The organism is Candidimonas humi, from assembly GCF_019166065.1.
GTDB classification, from domain to species: domain Bacteria; phylum Pseudomonadota; class Gammaproteobacteria; order Burkholderiales; family Burkholderiaceae_B; genus Candidimonas; species Candidimonas humi.
This window is the reverse complement of record NZ_JAHTBN010000003.1, coordinates 391,996-418,415: the sequence shown is the minus strand read 5'-3', so window position 1 is coordinate 418,415 and position 26,420 is coordinate 391,996. Positions and strand designations below refer to the sequence as shown.

Sequence of the window (26,420 nt, the reverse complement as noted above, 5' to 3'; positions counted from 1 at the left end):
ACTGGGGTGCTTCGTGCTGAAGACTGCAAAATCGTATTTTCCCAAGCTGCGCGCCACCCTTGCCCTGGGTGTAATGGCAGCCGCCCTGTCGGCCTGCGGCACCACCAACTGGGGATTCCCCTACCGCGCCGACGTCCAGCAAGGCAACTGGATCACCTCCGAACAGGTCGCCCAGTTGCGCAAAGGCATGACCCGCGACCAGGTGCGGTACATCCTGGGCACCCCCACGCTGCAGGACGTCTTCCGCAGCAACCGCTGGGATTATCCCTACCTGAACCAGCCAGGCTACGGCAAGCTCCAGGAACGCAAATTCACCGTCTGGTTCGACGGCGACCTGCTGGACCACTGGGGCGGCGACCCGCAGCCCGACCGCCAGCCCTTCCAAAAGGCCGATACCGGCATGACGCCGGCTGACAAGGCACGCGAGGCCAAGCAACACAATCCCAGCATCCCCACGCAGAACCCGAATGTGCAAATCCAGCCGGTAAACCCCGCGGCCAACACGCTGCCCGGCCAAAACAGCCCCCAGCCGCTGCGCTAGCTGCCCGGCCGATTAGCTGATTCGCCGTAAAGTAATTCGTCATACCCCGCACCCAGGCCCCCAAGGGCCGGAGACAAAAATGCGTATCGCCATAGCAGGAGCCAACGGCCGCATGGGCAGAATGCTCATCGAGGCCGTACTCGAATCCGCCGACCTGGAACTCGTCGCCGCGCTCGGCATCGCCGGCTCGCCCGATCTCGGGCAGGACGCCGGCGCCTTCCTGGGCCGCGACACCGGCGTGCAGATCACCGACGACCTGCAAGCCTTGTCGCGCGCCGAATGCCTCATCGACTTCACTCGCCCCGAAGGCACCCTGGCCCACCTGCAGGCCTGCGTGCGCCTGGGCGTCAAATGCGTCATCGGCACCACCGGCTTCGACACGGCCGGCAAGCAAGCCATCCAAGAGGCCAGCCGCCACATCGCCATCGTGTTCTCGCCCAACATGAGCGTGGGCGTCAACGCCGTGCTCAAGCTGCTGGGCGTGGCCGCGCGCCTGCTCGAAAGCGGCTACGACGTCGAAGTCTTCGAGGCCCATCACCGCAACAAGGTCGACGCCCCGTCCGGCACCGCGCTGGCCATGGGCGAGGCCGTCGCCTCGGCCTGGGGCAAAGACCTCGAAGACATCGCCGACTGGGCCCGCCACGGCCACACCGGCGCGCGCCAGGACGGCCATATCGGTTTTTCCGTGGCGCGCGGCGGCGACATCGTGGGCGACCACACCGTGTACTTCTGCGGCACCGGCGAGCGCGTCGAGATCACCCACCGGGCCAGCAGCCGCTCCACCTACGCCCAGGGCAGCCTGCGCGCCGCCCGCTACCTGGCTCGCAAGGAAAAAGGCCTGTTCGACATGCAGGACGTGCTGGCGATCTGATTGACCGCGGGCCTGCCGGCGCCGTGCGGGCCTTGGCGTCACGCCTGGCGCCAGTGCCTCTTCGGTCCAGATGTTTGCAGTCTTCGAAGCACCGCATGGGGCGGGTGCTGCGAAAAGGCGTTAAACATTTGCACCAAACTTGCTCTAAATCGCGGCCGACCGGCCCCGTACAGGCTGCGATCACGCAACCCGCACCGGCTCCTGCTCCAGCTCCACGCCGTAGCGATCCGCCACATCCACACGAATCGCGCCGGCCAGCGCCTCGATGTCCGCGGCAGTCGCCCCGCCATGATTCACCAGCACCAGCGCCTGCCGCTCGTGCACGCCCACCGGCCCCACGCGCCGCCCTTTCCAGCCTGCGCGGTCGATCAGCCAACCCGCAGCCAGCTTGTAGCGGCCGTCCGGCTGCGCATACGCCACCAGATCCGGATATCGCTCGCGCAGCGACTCGCATTGCGCAGCATCGACCACCGGATTCTTGAAAAAACTGCCCGCATTGGGCAGCACCGCCGGATCCGGCAGCTTGCGGCGCCGTATCTCGCACACGGCGTCGAAGATCTGACGCGCCGTGACCTCGGCGGACAGCGTGGCGCCGGCTGCGCTTTGCCCACGCCCCAGCGCTGGATGCGCCAGCAGATCCGGATAACGCAGCACAGGCTCCCAGGGCCGCGGCAGGCGCAGCCGTACCGCCAGGATCAGCCAGCGGCCCGGCGCCTCGTGCTTGAAAAAACTGTCGCGATAAGAAAACCGGCAGGCGGCCCCATCCATCTCGACCAAGCGACGCTCGTGCAAGTCCCAGGCCACCAGGCTGTGAAAGCGCTGCTCGAGCTCCACCCCGTAGGCGCCGATGTTTTGCACCGGCGCGGCCCCCACCGTCCCCGGAATCAGCGCCAGGTTTTCCAGCCCGTTCCAGCCATTTTGCACACACAGTGCCACGAAATCATGCCAGACCTCCCCCGCCTTGGCCTCGACCACCAGTTCGGAGTCGGACTGCGCCCACACCCGCAAGCCGCGCGTCTCCACCTTCACCACGAGGCTGCCCAGCCGCGGCGCCAGCACCACATTGCTGCCCCCGCCCAGGATAAACACCCGCCCCACATGCCGGTCCGCAAGGTCTGACAAGGCCTGCAAATGCTGCGGCGCTTCGTCGCCCAGACGCACAAAAGCGCTCGCTTGCGAACGCAGTGCCAAAGTATTGAAAGAGGAAAGATCCTGGGTCGCGGTATGCAGCAAAACGGAGCCTGGCATCGAAGGAAAATCGGGTTTGACAGCGGCCGAGGCTTCTATGATATGATCTCGGTCTTCGCTGAATATTACTTGATTTCCAGGTGTGTTCAGGCCGGTCATGTAGCAATGTGGATTGTGGTTCGGAGACATCCGACGATGGTGCCGAAAGGCACTGCTCAATCGCTCTACATGTATGGCTTGCAGCATACGAACAGCAAGCAAAGCAATTTGCAAGCCCTGAAAAATCCAGATATACTGCGAGGCTCTTTCGATGCAGGACAAGTTTTTTGCAATCGACAGATACGCGGGAATAGCTCAGTTGGTAGAGCGCAACCTTGCCAAGGTTGAGGTCGCGAGTTCGAGACTCGTTTCCCGCTCCAAGATTTTCGTCCATGGACATCCACCAACGTCCATAGATGATTGAAAGAAGGCCGAAAACTTTGTTTTTCGGCCTTTTTTTCGCCCAGCGCCGTCTACTGGCGTCCGCCTACAGCCACGCGATTTAAGGCCATTTTTGAGTCCATTTTTTGAGCCGCACTCGCGGGCTGATGGACTGGCTTTCGAGCAGCCTGTCCGCATAGATGTTTCAATCCAGGCCTTTTGATCTGGATGGATGCATGGGACTTACGGATTTCGCGATACGGCAGGCAAAAGCCACCGGCCGCCCTTACACGCTTGGCGATTCAGACGGCTTGTCTTTGGCCATCTCGGCGCAGGGCCGCAAGTCATGGCACTTTCGCTACTACTGGCATGCCACGCAGAAACGCATGTCACTGGGCACCTATCCTGAAGTGACCTGCGCGAAGCGCGGCAGTTACGCGACCAGGCTCGCGCCCTGCTCAGCAAAGGCATCAATCCCAGGCTGGGTCGCAAGCGCAAGCAACAGACCGTGCGCCTGGCACAGGAAAACAGCTTCGAAGCGATCTACCAACAATGGCTGGCGCATCGCAGACTCGAACTGCAGGACGGAAGACAGGGAACCTTGGCGCAAATGCAGCGGATCTTCGGCAAGGATGTCCTGCCCAAGGTGTCCTACGCTATTGTCGTCGACGTATAGACGGAATGCTTGCTGAAGCAGATTGACTTTTCGAAGGAAAAATCGGTCACAGAGCTTGCCGCCAGCTTCGCGAAGCCATTCATGAGGTGCTTCCTGGACTGACTGTCTGAAGGTCAACAGGGTTTTCGTCTGTGTACCTATGTCTGCTTTGGGTCGGTTAGCGCCCGCTGGAAGGGTTCACACTCAATCTCCCTTCATTCGAAAGGGGATTGTCATGGAATCCGAAAATGTCGTCCTTAGCCATCGTGTACCGTGGAACAAGGGCAAGCTCACAGGGCAGAAGCCACCATTAAAGCTCCGGGAAATCTGGGCGATCCGAACGAGGCTTCAGATGACGTCGAACGTGCGTGAGCTCCCTCACTTGGGCGAGGAAGGAGTCCTTCACCCGTGTGCGCTCGCCGAAATGGTCGTGCAAGCTGATCATCTGGCGAAGTAGAAAATCAGGATTCTCGGCGCTCTTGGCAAGTCGACGCTCGCGCTCCTCTCTGGACTTTCTACCCACGAGACCTCCCTGATGTTCTTGAAAGCTCACCCACTGGCGAGTGCTTGCGTTTCGCTTCCAGCGTTCCGCCTGTAGCAATTATTGCAAACTCAGAGAAACCCTGAAGAGCAGCTTCGCCGGACGCGGTTCGACGTGGTGGATTCAATGTCCGCGTCAGTTTTGCTGGAGGGTTTGGCAGGAAACAGGTGCCTCGTATCCTTTCAGGTGAGGTGAATAGCATATTGTTAGATTTTCAATTAAAATATCTAACATTCAAGATCAATCCAGCCATGAGCACGTCCCAAGCCATCCGTGAACGCATCGCCTCGCAACCCGCAGGCGAGCCCTTCACCCCCACATTGTTTGCGGGGCTGGGTTCACGCGCGGCCATCGATCAGACTCTGATGCGACTGACCAAGGTGGGCATTATCGAGCGCATCGGCCATGGCTTGTATCTCGTGCCCAAGACCGGACGGTTCGGCATCAAATCGATGCCCGCGCCCGTGCAGGTGGCACGGACCGTGGCCGAGGCGGAAGGGGCGACGATCGAGATCCATGGGGCGGAAGCCGCGCGGCGCCTGGGTTTGTCCACACAGATGCCGGCACAGGTGGTGTTTCAGACCACAGGATCCTCCCATCAGATCAGGCTGGGCAAACTGGTCGTCCGACTGCAGCACGTGGCGCCGCGCAAGCTGGCGCTGGCGGGCCGGCCCGCAGGACAGGCGCTGTCGGCCCTGTGGTACCTGGGGCGAAGCCAGGTCACGCCACACACGTTCAAGCAGATCGCGAAGAAACTACCTACAGCCGAGTTCGAGGCGCTGAGCAGAGCCAAGGCATCGATGCCGGCCTGGATGGTGGAAGCCCTGACCTGCTACGAGCGAGGCGAACTGGCCCATGCCTGAATCCACGCAGCACTACTTCGAATTGTCCCTGACCGAACAGGCCGAGCTGTTGCATGGCCTGGCACCGGTGCTAGGCCGCCGCGCCGAAATTCTGGAAAAAGACATCTGGCTGTGCCAAGCGCTGGGCGCCCTGTTCGCGCTACCAAATCGCAGGCCGATGGCCTTCAAGGGCGGCACATCGTTGTCCAAGGTCTATCAAGCCATCGAACGTTTTTCCGAGGACATCGACGTCACCATCGACTATCGGAGTCTGGCGACCGATGTACCTGATCTCGTGGGCCTTTCCAACACCCAGCGCAAAAAACTGTCCGATGCGCTCAAAGAGGCTTTGGTGGAGCACGTCACCGAGGAACTGGTGCCGACACTCCGAGAGGCGCTGGCGCAAGCACTCCCCGAGCATGAGGTCGCTCTCGAGGTCAGCGACGATGCGGAGAAGCTCTGGCTGTACTACCCCAGCGCGGTAGAGAACACAGACGCCTATCTGCGACCGAGCGTGCTGATCGAGTTCGGTGGACGCAATGCCACGCTGCCGCAGGACTCCGTGACGATCGTGCCGGATGTGGCTGCACGCGTGCCAGGGCTGGTGTTCCCGAATGCCCAGGTGGCTGTGCTGTCGCCGATGCGCACATTCTGGGAAAAAGCCACGCTGATCCATGTCGAATGCCATCGTCCTGACCTGCGCGTCGGCGCAGAGCGACTGTCCCGGCATTGGTACGACCTGGCGCGTCTGGCCGATCACGAGGTCGGGCGCAAGGCGCTAGCCGATACCGCGCTACTGCGCGATGTGCTGCACATCAAGGAGACTTTCTACCGCAGCGGGTTCAGCCATTACGAGCAGTGCCAGGCGGGTGGCCTGCGACTGATTCCCGATGCCGCGCTGCTCCGTGCGCTGCAACAGGACTACCAGGCCATGCTGGACGCCCAGATGTTCTACGGCGAGACAATGACTTTCGATCACATTGTCGAGCGTCTGTCCGCATTGGAGAGGGAAATCAATCGTCAATGATGAACCGTGGCTTGCGGCAGAGAGGTAGGAGCTCGCTGGACGCCGCTGAAAGTCGGTGGACAAGTTTTGCCGCCGGGGGCGGAAAATAAGGCTACAATCAAGATATTCGCTGGCCATCTGGGCGAAGAAAGTATTTGGGAAACAACTACTTAGCGCCCCAGTGCAAGTCTCGTTTCCCGCCCCAAGATTTTCGTCCATGGACATCTATAGAAATCCATGGAACACAGAGAAAAGGAGCTTCGGCTCCTTTTTTCGTTTCTGGAGCGTCTATCAACACCCAGGGGACGTCCACCTACAGCCAGCGTTTTTTATGCTCCATTTGAGGCCATAATTTGTTCTGCGCCTAGGGAGTACTTACATAGGCGATGCTGGCAGGGAGGGCTACGATTCAAGTTCCTGCCCTGCAAGAGGAGCATGAACACCATGCCACTCACAGACATTGCAGTCCGGCAAGCTAGCCCAGCGGACAACGTCTACACACTGAGTGATAGCCGTGGGTTGGGTTTGTGCGTCACGCCCAGCGGGGGCAAACACTGGCATTTCCGCTACTACTGGCCAAGCAAGCAGCATCGCATGACGCTGGGGGCTTACCCCGAGATCAGCCTGGAAGAGGCACGCGAGAAGCGGCCCGAGCCCAGGTCGCACAAGGCATCCACCCTCAAAAGCACCGCAAGCGAGAAATGCTGGTGAAGCGTCTGGCCGAAGACCGGTGGTTCCAAGGCGTCTTCGACCAATGGCTCGCACACCGCAAAGCTGCAGGCACCTGACATAGGCCGGGCGAAGTTCGTTAGGTTCAACCACCTGGACAACGACCTTGTACCCAAAGACCTGCCGGCCAAGGCTGCACAGGAGGCTGAAACCACACGGCCCATGAAAAAGCTCGGTTTTACAGATCGCCGCCATTCCCGACAGCGACATTCAACTGTCTGCCTGGCAGATGCACGGAACCGATTTGGACTAGAGAGACACCAGCTGAATGAATTACGATCCGGTCTGTGGACTCAAGCGACCGACGCTTCTTTGCGAACTGAACGAACGCGGCCCGCAACCCTTGATTATCGAGCTTCTTAAGCAAGGGCTTGCAGCCATCCGGTAGCGCATCCACATCGACAGGACGATCGGTCTTTCCGTCAAACATTCGGATCTCGTCCAAAGCCAATTGGCCATCGTCGCTTTTGCAAAACGAATAGACGACTTTCTCAATACGCGGGCATTGCTGATGGCGGATCGCACGCACGGCAGGCGCGAGTTTTTCGATCAGGTCATCGAACGCTACGCGGTCTTCCGCGATCCGCCGTTGATGGTTCTTCGAGAGTCTGAAACCGAACTCATCATAGACGAACAGCTTGATCAGGCCGCGCAGCACTATTAAAAAGATGGCCGCTGCCAACGCTAAGCCGAAGTAGTCAAGAGCGCGCATCGCCCTCCCTCTTTCCCACATGGCTTTTTTCTATCGTGACCCGCTGAAAATCGGCCGATAACCGCCCGACGAACGGCCCGTCAAGTCGGTTTCTATAAGAAAGGAAGCGAATCCGGAGCTCGCCGCCCGCGACGTAAAAGGACGGAAACGGATCCCCCTTCCGTCCTCGGCTGTCGAACTCAGTACCTTCGGCACAACTCTCGATAAGATGCGAGGCGATTACTCTGGGTCGACTTGCATGGACATCCGCGACCTTGAGGTATTGTTCCACACCAGCGCCGCACTGGCCGCCGCTGCCTCCCCCGGTCGTTCGCAGTGTCACGACCAAAAGAAGCTTGCCTTGTCCGATATAGGGCTGCAAGGATAGCGGCAGAAATCGATTGCCCATCTCTGCGCCCACGAGAGCCGGATCATGCCCTCGCGGTATGCGCAAGACAGTCGTCTCCCGTCCTGCATGGCGAAGCTCGACGATCGAGGTTCCGTGAACATAGCGCAGCGAGAATCGGCCATAACGCCCGTCGTGGAACTCGGAGACGACATCGCCGCTTCGAAGAGACTTCGGGACGGTCGGATCCATCGCCATACCGGGATTGGCGCGCGCGAACGCCATTGCGCAACACAGCAAGAAGGGCATGGTTGCAAGTGCTCGCGTAAAACGAGCCCCAGAGTAACGAACTCCACTCATAAAAACACTCTCCGAGAGCACCGCCTACGCAGCCCACCCAGCACTCCGTCCGCCCCGATCAGTTCCCATTCACTTTCCGGCCTTCCGGGTTCAGGAAATCCCGCCCGTGCGATCGTCTCATCCAGCCCTCTGGAGGCCATCTAACTCTTCAGGCGCTTCAGCGAAGCCATCCCATCATTCCGGGCATGTACCATCTGCTTGGCAACGGTATGCCGGTGCGACTCGTGGCGGCCTCGATCATTTCTCGCCCCGCCTCCACCGCCGATTCGCACAGTTGCTCTGGCGCTTCTGTTCATCGGCGTACTGTCACTTTACCCGTTGATATAACCTATTTCTGTCACAATATTATTCCACTTCGCATACTGAGCACGCATCAATTTGCCCACTGTCGGGCCGTCTATAGCCACGGGCTCGAGCTGAACACTCTCCAGAATTTCCAAGACGCGCGGCACCCTCGCCGCCTGCTGGGCAGCTTTTTGCAATGGCGCCAGGGTAGTCGAAGCACCCCCGCGCCACGAGACATCAGCCCGTCGCCCACCGCCGCAACGACGAACCGTAGTTCGACAACCTGATGCTCGGCTAGTACGAGCGAGGCATGTCCAGCAAGTGTTGCGCCACGTAGGCCAGCACAAGATTATTGGAAATCGGGGCGATATCTCAGGTGCTCGCTGCGCAACGGCTCACATGGGTGCGCTCGGGCCGAAACGCCTTTGAGGCAAATGGAAGACATGGTTATAATTCACAAAGCAACGATTTACTAAGCATCTTTCCATAGGTGCCTGCCGTGAAAGAATCCGACCGTCTCCTCTTCGCCTTCACCATCGCCCTGCAGCCCGCCAAGCGGGCCTGGGTGCAGGCTGTCGGCACCGTGCTGACGAACGACAACGTACCTATGTCGCTGGCGCTGGTCATCATCCTGACGTTCCGCATGGGCGCTGCCGCGCATCAGCGCGCGCTGGCCGCGGAGATCGGCATCAATCCGGCCGCGCTGGTACGCGTGCTGGACCAAGGTGAAACGGCGGGCCTGCTCAAGCGCTGCGAGGTTCCCGACAACCGCCGGGTAAAGACCGTCGCGCTCTTGCCCGCGGGCAAGGCACTGGCCAAGAAGATGGAAGAATCGCTGGCCGCGCTGCGCGCCCAGATCTTGCGCGACGTTCCGGCTCGGGACATCGAGACCGCTACCCGGGTATTGCGCGCGCTGGAATCGGAATCGCTGGCATACACCGCCCAGGCGAGCGAGCCCGCAAGCCGGCCGAAGACGCCCAGCGTCAAGAACAATCCCCGGGCGGCCAAACGGCAATGACGCCACGGCCGCTTTCCATATCCATATTCATTTACCAAACATAAAACTGCTTCCATTGTCATGTACGGAGAATTCAGTCTTCACGGCGTTTTTATCCCCACGCTGATCGGCTTGATGCTGTTGGCTTTCCTGCTGCAGAACGGCGTGCGCGTGCTTTTGATCAAGGCGGACGCGTATCGCCACGTATGGCATCCGCCGCTATTCAATCTGTCGCTCTACGTGCTGGTATTGGGCGGCGTGTTCGCGTTGCTGCGGGGGATACTGGCATGGCGATGAATGCGAAGAGGGTTGCGCCTATCGCGCTGACCTTGCTGGTGACGCTGGCCGCCCTGCTGGTGCTGCGCTATCTGTGGCGTTTTTACATGGACGACCCATGGACGCGCGACGCCCACGTCAATGCGGATGTCGTACAGGTCGCGCCGGACGTGTCGGGCCTGGTAACCGACGTGCGAGTGACTGCCAATTCGACAGTGCATCGCGGCGACGTGCTGTTCGTCGTCGACCAGACACGCTACCGGATCGACCTGGAGCAAGCACGAGGCGCGCTGGCGCAAAGCCAGGCTGCGGTCAAGCAAAGCCGGGCTGCACTGGCACGGGGCCAGGCCGCGCTGGTGCAAGACGAAGTCGCGCAGCGCCAGTTGCAACGAGAAGCTGCACGCGACAAGGCCTTGAAGGGGCTGGTGGCCACCGAGGAAATCGAGGTACGGCGCGCCAAGCTGGAAAGGGCCCAGGCCTCGGTGGCCTCCGCCCGCGCCGAGACTGCCGCGGCGCAAGCCGGCATCGTCGCTGCCGAGGCCAAGGTCGTTACGACGAAGGCGGCCGTCGATTTGGCGCAGGTGAACCTGGATCGCACGGTGGTACGCAGCTCCGTGGATGGCCGCCTTGGCGACCGGACTGTGCGTGTCGGCGACTACGTGGCCGCCGGCCGGCCGGTCATGGCGGTGCTGGATACGACATCGTTCCGCGTCGATGGCTATTTCGAGGAAACGCGGCTGCACGGCATCCGCCCCGGGCAGCCGGTCGACATTCACATTATGGGCGAGGACGGCACCTTGCACGGCCATGTGCAGAGCATCGCTGCCGGCATCGAGGATCGTTATCGTAGCGACGGCTCCACCCTGCTGCCGAATGTGACGCCGGCTTTCGACTGGGTGCGCCTGGCGCAGCGCGTGCCGGTACGCATCAGTATCGACAAGGTCCCCGACGGCCTGCGCCTGGTCGCCGGCCGTTCCGCCACCGTCAGTGTGGTCGATGATGCGCATGCCGGGCCGAGCCACTCATGAAACGGTTGCCCCTGCTCCATGCCATGCTGGGCTGCATGGCGGTGGCGCTGGCCGCCTGCACAAGCGTCGGCCCCGACTATGCCTTGCCCAAGGATTCGGCCTTTACCCATGCACAGACGCGTTCAGTGCCGCTGGACGGCCAGGGGTCGGATGCGGTAGCCCCGAAACAGGCCGCGCTCGAAGGAGACTGGTGGAAACTGTATGACGACGCGCAATTGAATGCGCTGGTCGCGCAGGCGCTGCGGGCCAATACCGAGCTGCGTGTCGCCGCTGCGCGGCTGCAGCAAGCACAGGCGCAATACGCCCAGGCCCGGGCGGCCGGCGGCCTGAACACGGCCATCGACGCTTCGGCGGCGCGAGGCCGGGTGTCCGCAGAATCCCTATTGCAGCCCGAGCAGTTGCCTGTCTATAACTTCGCCGACGGCGGCATTTCGGTGTCGTACCAACTGGATCTGTTCGGCCGCATCCGACGCGGCGCCGAGGCCGCCCATGCCAATGCCCAGGCCGTGCAGGCCGCCCAGGACTTGGCCCGCATCAGCGTGGCGGCCGCGGTGGCGGGAGCCTATACGGAAATCTGCCACGGCAACCACGAAATCGCGGTAGCACAACATTCGCTACAGTTGCAGGAACGCAGCCGTGACATCGTCGCGCGCCTGCAGGCCGCGGGCCGCGGCACGCCAGCGGAAGTGGCGCGCGCCGACGCGCAGGTGGCGACGCTACAGGCCGCCCTGCCCCCTCTGCGTGCCCGCACCCGGGCCGCCGGCTACGAATTGGCCGCCCTGCTTGGACTGACGCCAGACCAAGTGCCGGCACGGGCCACGCAATGCGCTGAAGCCCCGGTGCTCAAGCAAGCGATCCCGGTCGGCGACGGCGCCGCGCTATTGCGCCGCCGTCCCGATGTGCGCCGCGCCGAGCGCACACTGGCTGCGGCTACCGCCAAGGTCGGTGTCGCCACCGCAGCCTTGTATCCCGACATCCGCCTGGGCGCATCGCTGGGCGCCAGCGGCTTGCTCGACGACTTCGGCAAGCCCGTCACGCAGGAATGGTCCATAGGCCCGCTGATATCCTGGTCGCTGCCGGGCGCAGGCGCGCATGCCCGCGTTGCCGCGGCGCAGGCCGGCGCCAAGGTCGCATTGGCCGAATTCGACCATGTGGTGCTGGAGGCGCTGCGGGAAACCCAGACCGCACTCGACCGCTATGCCGAAGACCTGCGGCGCGAAGCGGCGCTGCGCACCGCGCGTGACCGCGCCAAGACTGCCGCATCCGACGAACGCCGCCTGTACCAGGCCGGGCGCCGTCCGTATCTGTCCAGCCTTGACGCCGAACGCACCCTGGCGAGCGCCGAAGCCGCTCTGGCTTCGGCCTCCGCCCAGGTATCGCAAGACCAGATCCACCTGTTCCTGGCGCTGGGCGGCGGCTGGCGTCGCGGCACCGAAGTGGCCGCCAGTAGCGCCAGTCACTGAGGTCCAGGCCATGTTGTTGCGCGACAAACAGGCATGGATTTTCTCGGCCAAGTCGTTCCTGGCCGCGGCACTTGCCTTGTGGATAGGCTTGCGGTTCGACCTGCCGCGCCCGTACTGGGCCATGACCACCGCGTACGTGGTCATGCAGCCTGTGCTGGGCGGCACGCGTTCGCGCGGCATATACCGCATTTGCGGCACGCTCATCGCAGCGGTGGCGGTCGTCGCCATCGTGCCTGTCCTGATCCAGGTTCCCTCCATGCTGAGCCTGGCCCTGTCCTTGTGGCTGTCACTTTGCCTGTTCGTGGCCCTACTGCACCGCGGCCCGTCGTCATATGTGTTCTTGCTGGCCGGCTACACCGCCGCCTTCATCGGCTTTCCCAGCGCAACGCAGCCCGATGCCATATTCAGCACGGCGATCGCGCGCAGCGAAGAGATTATCGTCGGCAGCCTGTGCGCGGTGATCGTCGGCGCAGTGGTGTTTCCCGCCTCGATCAAGCCCGTGATCCGTCGACGCGTGGATGCGCTGCTACGCGACGCGGCGTCCTGGTGCATTCAGGTGCTGGACCGCAAGGGCAGTCCGGACGCATTGCGCCGGCACATGGCGGCAGACCTGGCCCAGCTCGACCTGATCATCCCGTTTGCCGGCCGCGACGATCCGCGCCACGGCGAAATGGACGAGCGGCTGCGGGACCTGCGTGCGCATATGCTGGGGCTTTTGCCGGTATTGTCCTCGATCGAGGACAGGCTCGACGATCTGGAGTCCGATACAAGAGACCAGGGGTCCGACACAAGACAAGACGGCGACCTGCACCGATTGATCGACGACCTGCGCACCTGGATCGCCCAGGACGCCCTGCCCCGGGAGGACGTCCTGCGGGATTTCCGCAGCCGCATCGCAAGCCTGCGCCCGGTATTGCAGGAAACCTTCGACAGCGGCGACCTGCTGCGCGACAGTCTGCTGCTGCGCCTGAGGGAACTGGCCGAACTCTGGTACGACAGCCGCCATCTGCAAAGCGCGGTCCTGGACGGCACCGCGATGCCGCCCTTGGCCTTCCCTATCGACCTGCGCCGGCTGGTGCGCATCGGCAATCGCCATATCGACTGGAGCATGCTGGTTTTTTCCTCGCTGGCCCCGGGCGCCACCTTGTTCGCCTATTGCCTGCTGTGGATCGCCGTCGGCTGGTCCAACGGCGCCGCCGGCGCGATGATGGCCGCAGTGGCCGCGGCGTTCTTTGCCGCGCAAGACGACCCCGCACCGAACATTCTCGCGTTCCTGCTCTGGGCCAGCCTGTCTATCATCGCGGCCGGCGTCTATCTGTTCGGCGTGATGCCGGCCATCCACGACTTCGTCCCATTGATCATTGCGACCGCGCCGTATTTCTTGTTGATCGGACTGATCACCACACGCCCCAGGCTGTTCCTGCCGGGCATGATATTGCTGACCAATTTTGCCTCGCTTCTTTCGGTGCAAAACGGCTACGTCGCGGATTTTTCCCTATATGTCAATTCAGCGCTGTCGACCGTCATCGGCCTGATGTTCGCGGCAATCATGACGCGCCTGTTCCGTTCGGTCGGCGCCGAATGGAGCGCGCGACGCCTGATCCGCCAAGGATGGCAGTTGATTGCCGCCGCGGCGCGAGGGCGCGGACAGAACGACCGCAACCGGTTCATGGTGCGCATGCTGGATCTGCTGAGCCTGCTTGCGCCGCGCCTGGCCTCGCTGCCCGCGGAAAGCGACATCGTCGCCGTGGACATGCTCGACGAAGTGCGCATCGGCTTGAACATCATCAATCTGCGGCGTGCCCGCAGCCACTTGCCGACCCGCAATCAGGGCAACCTGAACCAGTTGCTGGAGCAGGTATCAGCCTACTACGATGCGCAGGGACGTGCCGGGCGGCCGCTGACGCCGCCGCCGGCGTTGCGGGAGGCGCTGGAGGCCTCGCTGTCGCGCTTGCACGAGGTGGCGCCCAGTAACGAGCGCGACGAGGCATTGCTCGGACTGGTCGGCCTGCGCATCGGGCTGTTCCCTCGCCAGCAACTGTCCGGAAACACCTCGGCATCCTGAAGCGGATCGCCCTGCGCAATACGGCCAGCGCACCACTGCCGATACCGCATCAGATCAACCGCGAGAAAGTGCTCGCGTCTGTGCCGGCAGTGACACGGAAAACGTGCGGGAAGCTACGCAAGATTAGAAGGCAAGAGCCCCGGCAAATCTTCGGCGAATGCCTTGAGCAAATGGTAGGCAATAGCGTATGGCTTCGGAGTCGAGAGCCCTTCAGGATGCGTGCCTGCAAGCATGTCGACGACTTCGGCGCGCGTGAACCAGCGGGCGTCCTCCAGTTCGGTGGTGTCGACGACGATATCGGTGTCCAGGGCGCGGGCAAAGCAGCCGATCATGAGTGACGACGGGAAGGGCCAGGGCTGGGATGCGAAATACGAGACGTCCGCACAAGCTATTGCGGTTTCCTCGCGGATCTCGCGGCGTACTGCGGCTTCGATCGTTTCGCCCGGTTCGAGAAAGCCGGCCAGGGCCGAATACATGCCGGCCGCGAAACGCGGCTGGCGGCCCAGCAGGCAACGGTCGCCGTGGATTGCCAGCATGATGACGACCGGATCGACTCGAGGAAAATGTTGCGCGCCACAGGCATCGCAATCACGCCGCCAGCCCGCCGATGATACCCGGCTCGGAGCGCCGCAGTTGGCGCAAAATCGATGGCGGCGGTGCCAGTTCAGCATCGCATTCGCGCCGCCGATTTCACCGAGCAAGGGTGGCGGCACCAGCCCACGCAAGGCAATCGATCGCAGGCCCATCATTTCCAGGCCCGGCTCGGCCGCAACACGATCGGCGCATGCCTCGTCGAATGCCAGCGCGAACAGCGCCGTGCCGTCTTCGCCCTGGCCCAGGAAAATATCGGCCAGCGGCTCGCCCCATTCAGCCACTTCGCCTTGCGTGAACAGGGGCTCGAACGTGTCGCCTCTCGCTCTCAGCACCGGCATCTCGCCGGCAAACAGAAAGAATTGCGTAGACGCCTCGCGCCGGCGAGCGGCGACATAGTCTTCGTCGTGGCGCACCTCGGACATACGATCCAGGGGATTCAGATTAAAGCCTATGGCGGAAAAACGGTCTAGAAGATACATCTGCACTCCGGATAAGCACCGTGCACCCCGGGATACGCCGGATCGGGCCATGAACGGTCGTTAATTAGCCATCAGAATTCTACGACCAAGTCGCCCGGCCGCCATGGAAACGCCGGCCCATGGCCACGCCAGCCGGTTGCTCGCACAAAGGCGCCAGGCCATATATGCATATCAAAATGGCGAGTTTCGGGGCCGGTCGGGGATTGCCGCGGCACGTCGCCCGACGGCGCCGCCCCCGGAGCAGCGATACCGGTATCATAACGATCCTGCGCGGGCAAAGTTGCGGCAGGGGCGGCCGCCGCCACGCCGGCGCCCCGATTCGGCACAAGCATCAGGAGCTGGCTGAACCAAGTTCCGGGCCATCCGGGCAGCCCCTTGCCGGACGGCTCGTCGCACGTTTCATTTGAACAAGATCGCAAATCATGAATATAGCAATCGCACTACTGATCGTCGCCGTCGTCTGGCAAGCGGCCCGCATGCGCTACCAACGCGGACGCATCACCCTGCTGGGCAGCCATCTCGCCAATCTTCAGCTTGAACGCCACATGGAAACCCTCACCCAGGGCTATCTTCGTGCCATCCACGAACAAGACGAATCCCGCCAGCTTCAGGTGCTGGATACCTACGCCCCGACCGAACGCAGCGTCGCGGCCCAGGCCGAAGCCCTGGCGGACTCCATGCAGAAAGAAAGCCCCGAGGCCACGGGCATCAGCACCTTCCCGTTCTGCCTGCCGTATGCCGAGCGATTTCTATTCCGCATGCGCGATTTTCGGGCTCTACTCAAGATTCACGCCACGGGCCTGCGCTACGCCGTGGACAATGAAGCAGGCTGGGACCCCAAAACCCGGGCATTCCATCTGTCGGCAGAACTCTATCTGCTGCAGCACAGTTGCCACTGGTACTGCAAATCCCGCAATACAGCCGACGCACGGCTATTGATGCGGCACCAGGTCAACCGCAAGGAAGTGCTGGCGTCCGTATCGGAAGTCACACAAGCGGCGTACCAGAAGTGGTTACGGGGTTAGGCGCAGCGGCGACCTCGCCATACTGCTGCGCACTCATGCGTTCAAGAGCGTGTACTTCTCGACCTTCTTGTCCTGTACCCACGGCTTCGAAGTCCGATCGAATGATTGGAAATGGGCGGACGCAAGATGCAGCTTGAAGGCGTCTTCGCTGGCATACTTTTCGTATAGGAAGAACACGGGCCGCGCAGCGGCCTCGCATACCTCGAAGCTCCGGCAGCCCTCTTCGTCGCGCACCGATGCCGCAGCATTTTCCAGGATCGCACGGCGGAATTCGTCAAGGGAAGTCTCATATACCGTAAATGTCGCTGCAACAATAAACATGATGATCGCTTGAGTCGAAGGAAGAAAAGAAGCGCGCGCACGGCGCGCACTCCATGGAGTCATGTACGGGGCCAGGCGGCCCCGTCGGCTATTTTACTGTCCGGCGTGAGCACGGCGATCTTGCCCAGGGCTTAGCCCTCAGGCTTGCCGAAGCAGCCTTCCGGACAGCATGGGCCGGACATGGGAACAAAATCTTCCGGTGCTAAACTGCCCAGGCCAAGGAAAGCCCGATCGCCACTGGGCTCACTGGCGGCATAACAGCCCAACAACCGGGAGGAGAACATGAATATGAATACCGTCCTGCGCCGCGGCCTGCAGGGCCTGCTGTCCCTGGCGCTGGTGGCCGGTTCCGGCCTCGCCGCAACCCAGGCGGCAGTCAACGACGCCCAGGTACTGGCCCCTTCCGGCGTGTTGCGGCTCGGCGTCTACCGCGGCAGCCCTACCTCTATCATCGAAGGCGCAACGCCGCGCGAAGCCAGGGGCGTGGCCTACGACCTGGGGCGGCAACTCGCCTCGGCTCTGGGCGTGCCCTGCGAAACAGTCGTCTATCCGGCCAACGCGCCGCTGCTGAAGGCGCTGCAAGCCGGCAAGGTCGACGTGGTCTTCACCAATGCCACGAAAGAACGCGCCCAGCACATGGATTTCTCCCAGACCTTCATGTCGGTCGAGAAAAGCCTGCTGGTGCCGCAAGACTCGCCGCTAAAATCTCTGGCGGATGCGAACCGGCCCGGGCTGAAGGTGGGGGTCAGCCGCGGCAGCAGCTCTTCCGAGGAACTGCTGAAGGTGTATCCACAGATTTCGACCCAGGCCATCGACACGCTGCAGCATGCCGCACAGATGCTGGCCAAGCACCAGATCGACGCCTTCGGCACCAACGACGCCATCCTGTACCAGATGTCCGACAAAGTGCCAGGCTCACGCGTACTCCCCGGCCATTGGGGCATGGAAAATTTCGCCGCCGGCATTCCCAAGGGACGTCAGGCAGGCATGCCTTTCCTGCGGCGCTTCATGGCCCAGGCCAAAGCCGACGGCTCGGTAGCCAGGGCCATCGAACGGGCCGACCTGCGCGGCACAGTTCCGGCTTCAAGTGATCGGCATATGCATCGCCGCCTCGGGCACGGAGACGCAACCGGGGGCTAGCCATGACAGCGCCCATGCCCGAGGCGCGCCATGAAGGCCTATGACTGAGTTACCGCGCGTCGTCATCGCCCGCGCGGCGGACTTGCAGAAATGCCGTCGCCGAGCATCGATCGGCAAACCGGAGAATACGGGCGACGCGCCGGGACACATCCGAGGCATGGGAAACCGCGCCGCAAGGGCTTACCGCGCCTGTTCCGCAGCCTGGATCATCTTCCATCCATTCCCAGCTGGATCGCGGAATCCGGCGTCGACGCTGCCATAGCGGTCCGTCGGTTCCTGGGTGAACTCCACGCCCAGGGCCTTCAGGCGCGCGTAGCTGGCGCGGCAGTCGGCCACCGAAAGCACAAGCGGCGGCATGGCCCCTTTGGCAACCATGGCGCGCAAGGTTTGCGCGGTGGCTTCGTCATGGACGGGCGGGCCCGGCGCGAAGAGGCCCAGTTGGAACGAGGGCTGGTCGGGATGCTGGACCGTCAACCAGCGATAAGGTCCATTGCATACGTCCGTGTGGACACGAAACCCCAGCTTGTCGACATAGAACGCGAGTGCCGCATCCTGGTCGTCGACATACAGGCCCATTACATTGATACCTACGCTCATGACATCTCCTTGGATGAAAGCCCGACTGTATCCGCAGACTTGCGGCGGCGCTTCTCCAAAACTGCGATGGTGAGGTCGGGACGCTGCGCGGCCTTCAGGACGCAGGCGGGCACACGCTCGAGCCCGGGCCGTTCGGCCCGGACCTTCACGCGCATGGCGCCCGGACTCGAGCCGGTAATGTCGCGAAAGATGCGGCCGAAGGTGCCCAGGCTTTCCCAGCCGGTCGCGAAAGCAATGTCCGTGATGCTGAGCCCGGTATCGCGCAGCAAAGTGGTGGCCTGCTCGATGCGCCGTGTCAGCAGGTAGCGGTGAGGCGGCAGGCCGAAGGCTTCCTTGAAGGAGCGGGAGAAATGCGCTTCGGAAACGCCGCTGACCTCGGCCAGCCGCCTTACAGGCCATGCTTCGTGCGAGGCGGCGTCCATGCGGTCCTTGGCTCGCAGCAGGCGGCGCAGAAGGGCCGGGTCCTGCAATTAATGCCGCTCCGGATGCAATACGATCTGCGTGATTTCCGACAGCCGGCCCAGGCGGATGGGGAAGCCGTTCCACAGCCCCGTGCCATTGCTGACGTACAGCTTCATGTTACCGACCTGATACAGGCCTGAAAGAAAGCCGTTATTGGCTCGCTGCACCAGGATGTCGAGCCCGCGGATCTGGCCGCCGTGCGTGTGGCCCGATAGTTGCAGGGCGACGCCGGCCTGCGCATTGCGTGCCGCATCGCCGGGACGATGTTCCAGCAGGATCACCGGCACGCCGGCGGGAATCCCCTGCAAGGCAGCCTGCAGATCGGGGCGCGGCAAGCCGAAGGAACCGGCCTGCCTGTCGGTAAGGCCGGCGACCGCCAAGGTGGCGCCATCGTGCAGGATCAAGACGTGCTGGTTTTCCAGCATGCGCAGGCCCAGCGCCCGGTCGGCAGCCATCCAGTCGCGATAATCGGAATAGTATTCGTGGTTGCCCGGAATCGCGAGGACGCCGTCGCGGGCACGCAGATCGTGGAAGGGCTGCACATCGGCAGCCCTCAGCCGCGGCGTGCCGTCGGCCAGGTCTCCGGTGATCACGATCAGGTCGGGGTCGAGCGCATCGGTTTTCTTTACCACGGCAGCTTGCCAGTACCGCGGCAGCAGGCGGCTGGCATGCAGATCGGTCAATTGGACGATGCAATAGCCGTCGAACTGCGGCGGCAAGCCCGGCAAGCTAAGAGCTATCGTTTTTACCCGCGGAATCTTGACAGCCTGCCAGACCCCTAGCCCGGCCAGCACCATGGCCACGATCCCGATCGCCACATGCAGGCCTTGCCCCGTCAGGATCGCGCGTCCCGGCACGCGCGCCACGACGAACACCAGAGCCCCCGCCACGTCGCGCAGCAGTATCAAGATGGCCAGCAGCAGAAAAGCACCGAAAGCCCAACCCACTGCGATCAGAATCCACTGAGGCAACTCGGGCGAGGCCAGCGTTCCGAAATAGCGGCCTATGATCCAGTGCGATTCCGCCACCAAGAACAAGACCAGCGCGAACAGTAGCCGCGGACCCGGGCCTACCGACAGAGGCCAGACGAAACGCCACAGCAGATACAGCCAGATGGCGCCGGTAATGTACGATAAAGTAGTGCCCATAAGTTCGAAATAATACTAGAGGGAACTTATGGCCGCCACGGTGGGCGGCATCGACATGCCGAGCCGGGATCGCCGGTGACGTAATAACCCATGACACCAACCAACCGCCCCCGGGACTCGTGCCGGCGGGCCAGGGGCCCAATCCTACTCGGCTGCAATAGACAAAGAAGGAGCCTTGCCTCGCAGCAGTGTATTCGGCATGCGCAGCGTAACCAGGAAGGCAATTGCGCAAAGCAAGGCCGCAAACCCGTAGACGGCTTCGAAATTCGCGGCGAGCTTTGCCGAGCTCGCGATGAGCTCGGCACTGCGATGCAATAGCGCTCCCCCATGCGGGGCGGAACCATGAGCCATGTCCAGCCCCGAAGCAATCAAGGCGCCGGCCAGCGTCGAACCGCTCGCGCCTCCTACCGAGCGAAGAACGAGCAATGCGCCGGTGCCTGCCCCGACGTCTCTCGCAGGAATGGCGTTTTGCGCACTGACTATGGTTCCCAGCAGGCAGATGCCTATGCCCGGCGCAGTAATGACCATAGTGCCTATCACCGCCCACAATGGAGCATCGAAGGGCAAAAGAGCAAACATGGCCAAGCCCGCAAAAGTGACGGCGCTGCCGGCACGCAAGGCCCCGCGCATGGTTCCGTAGCGCCGTGCATACATGCCGCCGAGCAGATTGCCCCCCACATTCGCCAGCATGAAAGGGGCCACATAGAGTCCGGACTGGGCCGCCGTCGTTCCCCGGACTAGCTGGAAATACAGGGGTATGGAAAAGAGGCACACAAACAGCAGCACCGCCGCCAGAGTAGAGACCAGCACACTGAAGACGTAGGTCGGATTCGTAAAAACGACGGGAGGCAAAACAGGATCGCCGGCCCGCTTCTCTTGAATCACCAGGAAAAATATCAACAACACTCCCAGGCCCGCCAGGCCCAGCACCTGGCCGGACAGCCAGGCGTATTCATGGCCGCCCCACCCCATAGCCAAGAGCAGTGAGGAAATTGCACCCGCCAGGACGAGCATTCCGGCCAAGTCGATACGCAGGCTTCCGGTCTTTACCGGAGCCTGCAATTGGCGCAAGCCCTTGTTGCAGGCCCACATCGCCATGGCGCCCAGGGGCAGGTTGATCCAGAACACCCAACGCCACGACCAATGCTCTGCCACAAAGCCGCCGACCAGGGGGCCGCCTATCGAGGCAATGGCCCATACCGCCGACAAATACCCCTGATATCGGCCGCGCTCGCGCGGGGGAACGACGTCCGCGATGGTCGCCTGAGCCAGGGCCATCAGGCCCCCTCCCCCCAAGCCCTGCAGGCTTCGAAACCCTATGAGCTGTTGCATGGTCTGCGCCAGCGCGCAAAGAATCGAGGTCGCAATGAAAATACCGATACAGGCCACGAGCAAGCGCCGGCGGCCATAAGTATCGGACAGCTTGCCATAGATGGGCGTGCTGATGGTGGAGGTGATGAGATAGGCCGCGACGATCCAGGAAAGCTGCTGGTACGTGCCGAAGTCGCCGGCAATGGCAGGCAAGGCGGGTATCACCACGGTCTGGTCGAGCGCGGCCAACAGAATGCAAAGTATGACCCCGGAAATCACACGCATCGCGTCGGCATGCGAAAACGAAGCTGCGGGAATCCGGGGCTGGGCCTCTCGCTCAGTATTGTCGGTGGCTGTCATGATGTCATCGATCCGAAAATAGAGATGGCGATACGTGCCGTCCAGATAGTGATGCTTCCATCATGAGCGCGCCTTCCTTGCTGTACGGCTGGTGGTCAGGCGACCTCGTATATCCGCACTTCGGGATCCGCATCCAGCAACGGCTTGAGACCAGCGACCACATCTGTCGTGAACAACTCGCTTTCCAGATAGGCCTGGGCGTTCTGCTTGCTGTCGAAGCCGTGCAGCACCTGTACGTCCTCATCGCGCACCAGCAGCTCCTTGGACCGAGCCCCCGCAGCAGTGGCGAGAAATGGCGCCTTGTATTTTTGATAGACCCCGACGGCATCGGGCCGATTGGCCGTCGAAATCTTGAGGGTGATTTGCAGGTAAGCAGCCATGGCTCACTCCTATAGATCGAAGATAAACAAAACACACAAAACACGGGCCCATCGGCGATAGCATGAAACAATTACTTTGCCTATCGCCAATTGGCCTCAGGTGTATTTTGTCTCTTCATATATGGAGCGACAAACCATATATAGTTTTAATTATTGATAGAAAAAATTTTATAAACCGACAGCAGTGCCGTCCGCGCAAAATAATGGAGGGCGCGCCCTCCATACTGCCTCTCAGTTTATTTTCACGCCGGTCATGTCCACCAGCTTGTGCCACTTGGCGATCTCGTCCTGCTGGTATTTCTTGAACGCATCGGCAGAAATGTAGGTCGGCTCCATTCCTACCTGTTTGGCAAGCTCGCGCATCGCTTCCGTATGCATCACCTCGTTGGCCGCCGCATTGACTTTGTCGACAATAGCCTTCGGCGTGTTCTTGGGCGCGAACATCCCGTACCAGACGACGAGCGGATACTTATCCAGGCCATACTCGCCCATGGCGGGAATCTCCGGGGCGAAAGAGGCCCGCTGCGCCCCCGTAACCGCAATGCCGTTCAGCTTGCCGGCCTTGATTTGACTGAGGGACGGCCCGACGTTTTCGAACGAATACGATACCCGGCCGCCGATCAAGTCCGTGAGCATGGAGCCGACGTCCTTGTAGAGCACCGTTACGACCTGGACGTCCGCCATTTTCTTGAGCAGTTCCACCCACACGCGCGCCGTCGTGTTGCTGGCGCCGAAGTTGACGGTGCCGGGATGCGCCTTGGCCTGTGCGATCACCGCCTTGAGATCTTTCGCCGGCGCGGTCTTGCTGCCTATCAGGATCATCGGCAATTTGCCCATGAGCGCCACGGCTTCGAAATCCTTGTCCGGATCGTAGGGAAGATGACTGTAGAGACTGGCATTGGCCGCCATAGGGCCGTTCGTGCCCATGAGAAACGTGTACCCATCGGGCGCGCTGCGCGCGACATACTCCGTGCCGATACCGCCGCCCGCGCCGGCCTTGTTGGCAACGACCACCGACTGCCCCAATTTTTGAGACAGGCCCCGGGCCAGGCCGCGAGAGATCGTGTCCGTCCCCGATCCGGCGCCGAAGGGCACTATGAGAGTTATGGGCTTGTCCGGATACGCGGCGATCGCGGTCGAACTCGCCCCCATCAGGCCCAGGCCGACGGCAAGCGATGCAAGGCTACCCAGGAAAGCGGGGTAGAGTTTTTTCCTCATGATCATGGCTCCTGTTGTCTTGATCTTTTAGATGGCGGCATCGGCAACCGTAGGTCCGATGTCCTGCACGGTGGCTCGGCGCATCGCGCGGCGGTATTTGCCGTCGAACGGCGTGCCGCGGTGCATGGTGCTGCGGTTGTCCCAGATGACCAGGTCGTTGACGCGCCAGCGGTGGCGATACACGAACGAGGGCTGCGTGGCATGCCGCATCAGCCTGTCGAGCAGCGCAACGCTCTGCGCCTCGGCCATTCCCTCGATGGCGCGGATGTGCGAAGCCAGATACAGGGATTTGCGCTGGCCATGCCGATGCTTGCGCACCAGGACCTGGCGCACAGGGGGCTGCATTTCGCGCCATTCGGGCGGGACGCCGTCGAGATCGAACCCCGTCAGGCTGCGCGAGTAGAAGTAATCGTGAATCGCCACGCGGTTTTCGAGCTCGGCCTGGGTCTGAGCGTCCAGGGCGTCCCAGGCGGAGCGCATGTCCGCAAACTCGGTAGCGCCGCCCACCGGGACCACTTCCTGGGCGGACAATAGCGAGGCATAGGCGGGCGTCTTCTTGAACGAGCTGTCCGTGTGCCACAACTGATTGCTCAGATTGATCAGGCGGCGAATATCGCCGGCATCCAGGATTTTTCCGGCCTCGTCGAGATTCGAAATATCCGACAACTGCGCATGCCCGAGGCGGCGCGGGCGCTTGGCGTTGTATACCGACGCGCCCACAGAGATTTCCAAGGGCCCGAACGCGGCGGCTACTTGCAGTTGTTGGGCTTCGGCTAGAGGCTGGTCGGGGATCACCAGCACTCCGTATTCGTCCAGGGCCGCGCGCAATCGTTGCGATAGTTCTTCGGAAGGCGGCTGGGACAGATCGACGCCGGACACTTCCGCCACGAAGCCGTCGTTGACCGGGGTGACTTCAAACATGGGGCTGCTCCATTTGGTGCTTGCTATTTTTTCGTTTAGCGAAAATAATTTCGTTTACCGAATTTTTATCATAAGGCGGAACGGCATGAAAGACAAGGGATCGCCGAAAGACAGCGATTTATTCGTAGAAGGATTCGCTCGAGGTATCGCCGTGATCTGCGCTTTCGGCCCCGAAAGCCCGGCGCTCACGCTCTCGCAGGTCGCCGAACGCGCCAAAGTCACGCCGGCGAGCGCCAGGCGCCTGCTGCATACGCTGGTTGCGCTCGACTACGCCCGGATCGACGGCCGCTTGTTTTCGCTGACGCCGGCCGTACTGGAGATCGGGTATTCCTATCTGAGCTCACTGTCCATACGAGAGATTGCAACGCCCCTGCTGGACCGCTTCGCCGCAGAATATGGAGAAATAGGCACGGTATCCGTCATGGACAGGACGGACGTGGTCTACGTGGCCCGCAGCGAGTTGCGCAGCCCGTATTCGCGCCGCCTCGTCATCGGCGAACGGCTGCCCGCACATGCGACATCCAGCGGCCATGTGCTGCTGGGCCATATGCCCGGCCCCGAGCGCAAGAAATTTTTTGCGGACTGCTCTTTTGAACGGTTCACGCCATACACCCTGACCCGGCCGCGCGAACTGCAGGAGGCCGCGGAACAGGCCCGCGCTGACGGTTACGCGATAGCCAGCGAGCATCTGGAACTGGGAATCTGCGGCCTGGCCGTGCCGCTGCAGGACCGTTCGGGCGCAATCGTAGGGGCCGTGACCACCAGCCTGAATTTGGCCAAACACAGCCTGGAATCGATAGTGCCGGTCTTTCTGCCACGCCTGCAGGAACTTGCGCGACAGATCAGCGACGGCCTGACCCGCTAGACATACGCAGGCCGGCGCTTCGAAGCCGAGCACCGGCCTGCGCCATCCGCGCTTCTACACGCCGGGCGACGGATGCAGCGTGGACACATGCCGCACCAGAGTGCCGTCCAGTTCGTCCAGGCGGTTGATGCCCAGCAGCGCCATATTGCGGTGGATCTCGCTGCGCAGGATGCCGATGGCGTGGTCCACGCCTCGAGCACCGGCCACCGCGGCCGCGTAATTGAAGGGACGGCCGGCGAAGACGCAGCGGGCGCCCATGGACAGGGCCTTGAGCACATCGCTGCCGCGGCGCACGCCGCTGTCCATCATCACCGCGACGTCGGGCACGGCCTTCACGATGCCGGGCAAGACATGCAGGGGCGAGACCGAGCCGTCGACCTGGCGGCCGCCGTGATTGGACACGATGACGCCGTCCGCGCCCGAATCGCGAGCCAGCACGGCGTCCTGCCAGCGCACCAGGCCTTTGACGACCAGCTTGCCTTTCCAGAGATCCCGTATCTGGCGCACGTGCGTCCAGTTGAAGTGGTCGCGCGCCTGCAGGTCTTTCTCGAGCGTGGAGGAAAGAATGGGCGCGCCGCGCTCGGCGCGCCAGTTCTCGAAGTGCGGCATGCCGTGCCGCAACAAGGTGCGGCCGAAAGTCCCGAGCAGCCAGCCCGGGTGGCTCACGCCCTGCCAGGCCAGGCTCAGGCTGGGGCGCAGCGGCGAGCTGAAGCCGTTGCGCGCATAGTTTTCGGGATTGACGGAAACAGGCAGATCCACCGTCAGCACCAGCACGCGGTAGCCGGCCGCCGCGACTCGCTCGAGCAGCGCCTCGACGCGCGCGGCATCGCCCGGCATATATGCCTGGAACCAGGTGCCGGGCGCCGCCTTCGCCACATCTTCCAGCCGCGTCAGCGAGGCGCCGCTCAGTACCGCGGGAATATTGGCGCGGGCCGCGGCGCCGGCAAGCAGCAAGTCGCCGCGATAGGCGTACATGGCGCCCAGGCCGACGGGCGAGATGCCGAAGGGAGCATCGTAGCGCTGGCCGAACAACTCGATCTGCTGGTTGCGCCTGGAGACATCCACCAGCATGCGTGGCATCAGCACATATTGATCGAAGGCCGCCCGGTTGCCGCGCAGCGACACCTCATTGTCGGCGCCATTGCTGATGTAGCTGAACAGCGGACGCGGCAGCCGGCCTCGGGCCGGCCGTTCGAAATCGTCGAGAGAATGGATGCGCCGAAGCGCGCGGGACGGCCTGGATGTGCTCATCAAAGTCTTGCGTAGGAAAAGTGGATAGGCTCGGAGCCCCAAGG

At 62.4% G+C, this 26,420-nt stretch carries 27 protein-coding genes, 1 tRNA gene and 3 pseudogenes; 16 read left to right on the top strand and 15 right to left on the bottom strand.

Annotated features, from left to right (window positions below):
• The first annotated feature begins 73 nt into the window (after positions 1 to 73).
• Together KVP10_RS08985 and dapB are read left to right on the top strand one after the other, a co-directional pair.
• A complete protein-coding gene (locus tag KVP10_RS08985) occupies positions 74 to 541 on the top strand; it encodes an outer membrane protein assembly factor BamE (protein WP_217964529.1) in 468 nt (155 codons plus the stop codon).
• A 79-nt stretch (positions 542 to 620) separates the two neighbouring features.
• Positions 621 to 1,412 (top strand): 4-hydroxy-tetrahydrodipicolinate reductase, encoded by a 792-nt coding sequence (gene dapB, locus KVP10_RS08980; RefSeq protein WP_217964215.1) that lies wholly within the window; start codon positions 621 to 623, stop codon positions 1,410 to 1,412.
• A 180-nt stretch (positions 1,413 to 1,592) separates the two neighbouring features.
• Here the strand turns inward: dapB and murB are convergent, their stop codons facing one another.
• Positions 1,593 to 2,660, bottom strand: coding sequence for a UDP-N-acetylmuramate dehydrogenase (gene murB, locus KVP10_RS08975; protein WP_217964214.1), 1,068 nt, complete (start codon positions 2,658 to 2,660; stop codon positions 1,593 to 1,595).
• 283 nt (positions 2,661 to 2,943) lie between these two features.
• Here murB and KVP10_RS08970 point away from each other — a divergent pair.
• Both KVP10_RS08970 and KVP10_RS21580 read left to right on the top strand, forming a co-directional pair.
• A tRNA-Gly gene (locus KVP10_RS08970) sits at positions 2,944 to 3,019 on the top strand.
• A 201-nt stretch (positions 3,020 to 3,220) separates the two neighbouring features.
• Positions 3,221 to 3,385, top strand: a pseudogene (locus tag KVP10_RS21580) (Arm DNA-binding domain-containing protein); the annotation flags it as partial.
• Between the two features lie 68 nt (positions 3,386 to 3,453).
• Here KVP10_RS21580 and KVP10_RS21575 read toward each other — a convergent pair.
• A complete protein-coding gene (locus tag KVP10_RS21575; RefSeq protein ID WP_425514651.1) occupies positions 3,454 to 3,813 on the bottom strand; it encodes a hypothetical protein in 360 nt (119 codons plus the stop codon).
• 97 nt (positions 3,814 to 3,910) lie between these two features.
• Between KVP10_RS21575 and KVP10_RS21270 the strand changes: the two are divergent.
• The 4 genes and pseudogenes from KVP10_RS21270 to KVP10_RS21570 all read left to right on the top strand — a co-directional run.
• A pseudogene (locus KVP10_RS21270) lies at positions 3,911 to 4,111 on the top strand (integrase); the annotation flags it as partial.
• Between the two features lie 356 nt (positions 4,112 to 4,467).
• Positions 4,468 to 5,079: a DUF6088 family protein gene (locus KVP10_RS08960; protein WP_217964213.1), complete on the top strand. Its 612-nt coding sequence runs from the start codon at positions 4,468 to 4,470 to the stop codon at positions 5,077 to 5,079.
• Positions 5,072 to 6,085 carry a nucleotidyl transferase AbiEii/AbiGii toxin family protein gene (locus KVP10_RS08955; protein ID WP_217964212.1) on the top strand — a complete coding sequence of 338 codons (1,014 nt, stop codon included), beginning with the start codon at positions 5,072 to 5,074 and terminating at the stop codon, positions 6,083 to 6,085. The genes KVP10_RS08960 and KVP10_RS08955 overlap by 8 nt, the downstream gene beginning before the upstream one ends.
• A gap of 216 nt (positions 6,086 to 6,301) precedes the next feature.
• Positions 6,302 to 6,664 (top strand): annotated as a pseudogene (locus KVP10_RS21570) (Arm DNA-binding domain-containing protein); the annotation flags it as partial.
• A gap of 8 nt (positions 6,665 to 6,672) precedes the next feature.
• On the opposite strand, the gene KVP10_RS21415 reads toward KVP10_RS21570, so the two are convergent.
• The 3 genes from KVP10_RS21415 to KVP10_RS08940 form a co-directional block, all read right to left on the bottom strand.
• Positions 6,673 to 6,804 (bottom strand): hypothetical protein, encoded by a 132-nt coding sequence (locus KVP10_RS21415; protein ID WP_281421967.1) that lies wholly within the window; start codon positions 6,802 to 6,804, stop codon positions 6,673 to 6,675.
• A 167-nt stretch (positions 6,805 to 6,971) separates the two neighbouring features.
• The gene (locus tag KVP10_RS08945) at positions 6,972 to 7,505 is read right to left on the bottom strand and encodes a hypothetical protein (protein WP_217964210.1); all 534 of its coding nucleotides are present in this window, start codon (positions 7,503 to 7,505) and stop codon (positions 6,972 to 6,974) included.
• Complete coding sequence (locus tag KVP10_RS08940) at positions 7,492 to 8,139, bottom strand: hypothetical protein (protein ID WP_217964209.1); 648 nt, start codon at positions 8,137 to 8,139, stop codon at positions 7,492 to 7,494. The genes KVP10_RS08945 and KVP10_RS08940 overlap by 14 nt, the downstream gene beginning before the upstream one ends.
• 835 nt (positions 8,140 to 8,974) lie before the next feature.
• Here KVP10_RS08940 and KVP10_RS08935 point away from each other — a divergent pair.
• Genes KVP10_RS08935 through KVP10_RS08915 form a run of 5 tightly spaced genes read left to right on the top strand, consistent with a single transcriptional unit; the run spans position 8,975 to position 14,304 of the window.
• Positions 8,975 to 9,493 carry a MarR family winged helix-turn-helix transcriptional regulator gene (locus tag KVP10_RS08935; protein ID WP_217964208.1) on the top strand — a complete coding sequence of 173 codons (519 nt, stop codon included), beginning with the start codon at positions 8,975 to 8,977 and terminating at the stop codon, positions 9,491 to 9,493.
• Between the two features lie 60 nt (positions 9,494 to 9,553).
• Positions 9,554 to 9,769 (top strand): DUF1656 domain-containing protein, encoded by a 216-nt coding sequence (locus KVP10_RS08930; RefSeq protein WP_217964207.1) that lies wholly within the window; start codon positions 9,554 to 9,556, stop codon positions 9,767 to 9,769.
• Positions 9,760 to 10,776 (top strand): HlyD family secretion protein, encoded by a 1,017-nt coding sequence (locus KVP10_RS08925; RefSeq protein WP_217964206.1) that lies wholly within the window; start codon positions 9,760 to 9,762, stop codon positions 10,774 to 10,776. The genes KVP10_RS08930 and KVP10_RS08925 overlap by 10 nt, the downstream gene beginning before the upstream one ends.
• The gene (locus KVP10_RS08920; RefSeq protein WP_217964205.1) at positions 10,773 to 12,239 is read left to right on the top strand and encodes an efflux transporter outer membrane subunit; all 1,467 of its coding nucleotides are present in this window, start codon (positions 10,773 to 10,775) and stop codon (positions 12,237 to 12,239) included. Before KVP10_RS08925 ends, KVP10_RS08920 begins: the two co-directional genes overlap by 4 nt.
• 10 nt (positions 12,240 to 12,249) lie before the next feature.
• Positions 12,250 to 14,304, top strand: a complete 2,055-nt coding sequence (locus tag KVP10_RS08915; RefSeq protein WP_217964204.1) for an FUSC family protein — start codon at positions 12,250 to 12,252, stop codon at positions 14,302 to 14,304.
• 113 nt (positions 14,305 to 14,417) lie between these two features.
• Here the strand turns inward: KVP10_RS08915 and nudC are convergent, their stop codons facing one another.
• Entirely contained in the window at positions 14,418 to 15,377 is a 960-nt protein-coding gene (gene nudC, locus KVP10_RS08910; RefSeq protein ID WP_217964203.1) for an NAD(+) diphosphatase, read from the bottom strand.
• 422 nt (positions 15,378 to 15,799) lie between these two features.
• Here nudC and KVP10_RS08905 point away from each other — a divergent pair, with 422 nt between their 5' ends.
• Complete coding sequence (locus KVP10_RS08905) at positions 15,800 to 16,402, top strand: hypothetical protein (RefSeq protein ID WP_217964202.1); 603 nt, start codon at positions 15,800 to 15,802, stop codon at positions 16,400 to 16,402.
• A gap of 33 nt (positions 16,403 to 16,435) precedes the next feature.
• Here the strand turns inward: KVP10_RS08905 and KVP10_RS08900 are convergent, their stop codons facing one another.
• Positions 16,436 to 16,786 carry a putative quinol monooxygenase gene (locus KVP10_RS08900; protein WP_246600494.1) on the bottom strand — a complete coding sequence of 117 codons (351 nt, stop codon included), beginning with the start codon at positions 16,784 to 16,786 and terminating at the stop codon, positions 16,436 to 16,438.
• Between the two features lie 219 nt (positions 16,787 to 17,005).
• On the opposite strand from KVP10_RS08900, the gene KVP10_RS08895 reads away from it, so the two are divergent.
• Positions 17,006 to 17,863 (top strand): transporter substrate-binding domain-containing protein, encoded by an 858-nt coding sequence (locus KVP10_RS08895; protein WP_217964201.1) that lies wholly within the window; start codon positions 17,006 to 17,008, stop codon positions 17,861 to 17,863.
• Positions 17,864 to 18,043: 180 nt separating this feature from the next.
• On the opposite strand, the gene KVP10_RS08890 is transcribed toward KVP10_RS08895, so the two are convergent.
• The 7 genes from KVP10_RS08890 to KVP10_RS08860 all read right to left on the bottom strand — a co-directional run bounded on the left by KVP10_RS08890 (position 18,044) and on the right by KVP10_RS08860 (position 24,260).
• Positions 18,044 to 18,460, bottom strand: a complete 417-nt coding sequence (locus KVP10_RS08890; protein WP_217964200.1) for a VOC family protein — start codon at positions 18,458 to 18,460, stop codon at positions 18,044 to 18,046.
• A complete protein-coding gene (locus KVP10_RS08885; protein WP_217964527.1) occupies positions 18,457 to 18,882 on the bottom strand; it encodes a helix-turn-helix domain-containing protein in 426 nt (141 codons plus the stop codon). The genes KVP10_RS08890 and KVP10_RS08885 overlap by 4 nt, the downstream gene beginning before the upstream one ends.
• A 48-nt stretch (positions 18,883 to 18,930) precedes the next feature.
• On the bottom strand, positions 18,931 to 20,070 hold the full coding sequence (locus KVP10_RS08880) for a metallophosphoesterase (protein WP_217964199.1): 1,140 nt from the start codon (positions 20,068 to 20,070) through the stop codon (positions 18,931 to 18,933).
• 144 nt (positions 20,071 to 20,214) lie between these two features.
• On the bottom strand, positions 20,215 to 21,741 hold the full coding sequence (locus KVP10_RS08875) for an MDR family MFS transporter (RefSeq protein ID WP_246600493.1): 1,527 nt from the start codon (positions 21,739 to 21,741) through the stop codon (positions 20,215 to 20,217).
• Between the two features lie 95 nt (positions 21,742 to 21,836).
• Positions 21,837 to 22,121, bottom strand: coding sequence for a hypothetical protein (locus KVP10_RS08870; RefSeq protein ID WP_217964198.1), 285 nt, complete (start codon positions 22,119 to 22,121; stop codon positions 21,837 to 21,839).
• A gap of 231 nt (positions 22,122 to 22,352) precedes the next feature.
• Complete coding sequence (locus KVP10_RS08865; protein ID WP_217964197.1) at positions 22,353 to 23,339, bottom strand: Bug family tripartite tricarboxylate transporter substrate binding protein; 987 nt, start codon at positions 23,337 to 23,339, stop codon at positions 22,353 to 22,355.
• 27 nt (positions 23,340 to 23,366) lie between these two features.
• Positions 23,367 to 24,260 (bottom strand): TauD/TfdA dioxygenase family protein, encoded by an 894-nt coding sequence (locus tag KVP10_RS08860; protein WP_217964196.1) that lies wholly within the window; start codon positions 24,258 to 24,260, stop codon positions 23,367 to 23,369.
• Between KVP10_RS08860 and KVP10_RS08855 the strand changes: the two genes are divergently transcribed.
• Positions 24,247 to 25,125 (top strand): IclR family transcriptional regulator domain-containing protein, encoded by an 879-nt coding sequence (locus KVP10_RS08855; RefSeq protein ID WP_343218720.1) that lies wholly within the window; start codon positions 24,247 to 24,249, stop codon positions 25,123 to 25,125. The two genes, KVP10_RS08860 and KVP10_RS08855, sit on opposite strands and share 14 nt — an antisense overlap.
• Before the next feature lie 54 nt (positions 25,126 to 25,179).
• Here the strand turns inward: KVP10_RS08855 and KVP10_RS08850 are convergent, their stop codons facing one another.
• Positions 25,180 to 26,376: an alpha-hydroxy acid oxidase gene (locus KVP10_RS08850; protein WP_217964194.1), complete on the bottom strand. Its 1,197-nt coding sequence runs from the start codon at positions 26,374 to 26,376 to the stop codon at positions 25,180 to 25,182.
• Between the last annotated feature and the right edge of the window lie 44 nt (positions 26,377 to 26,420).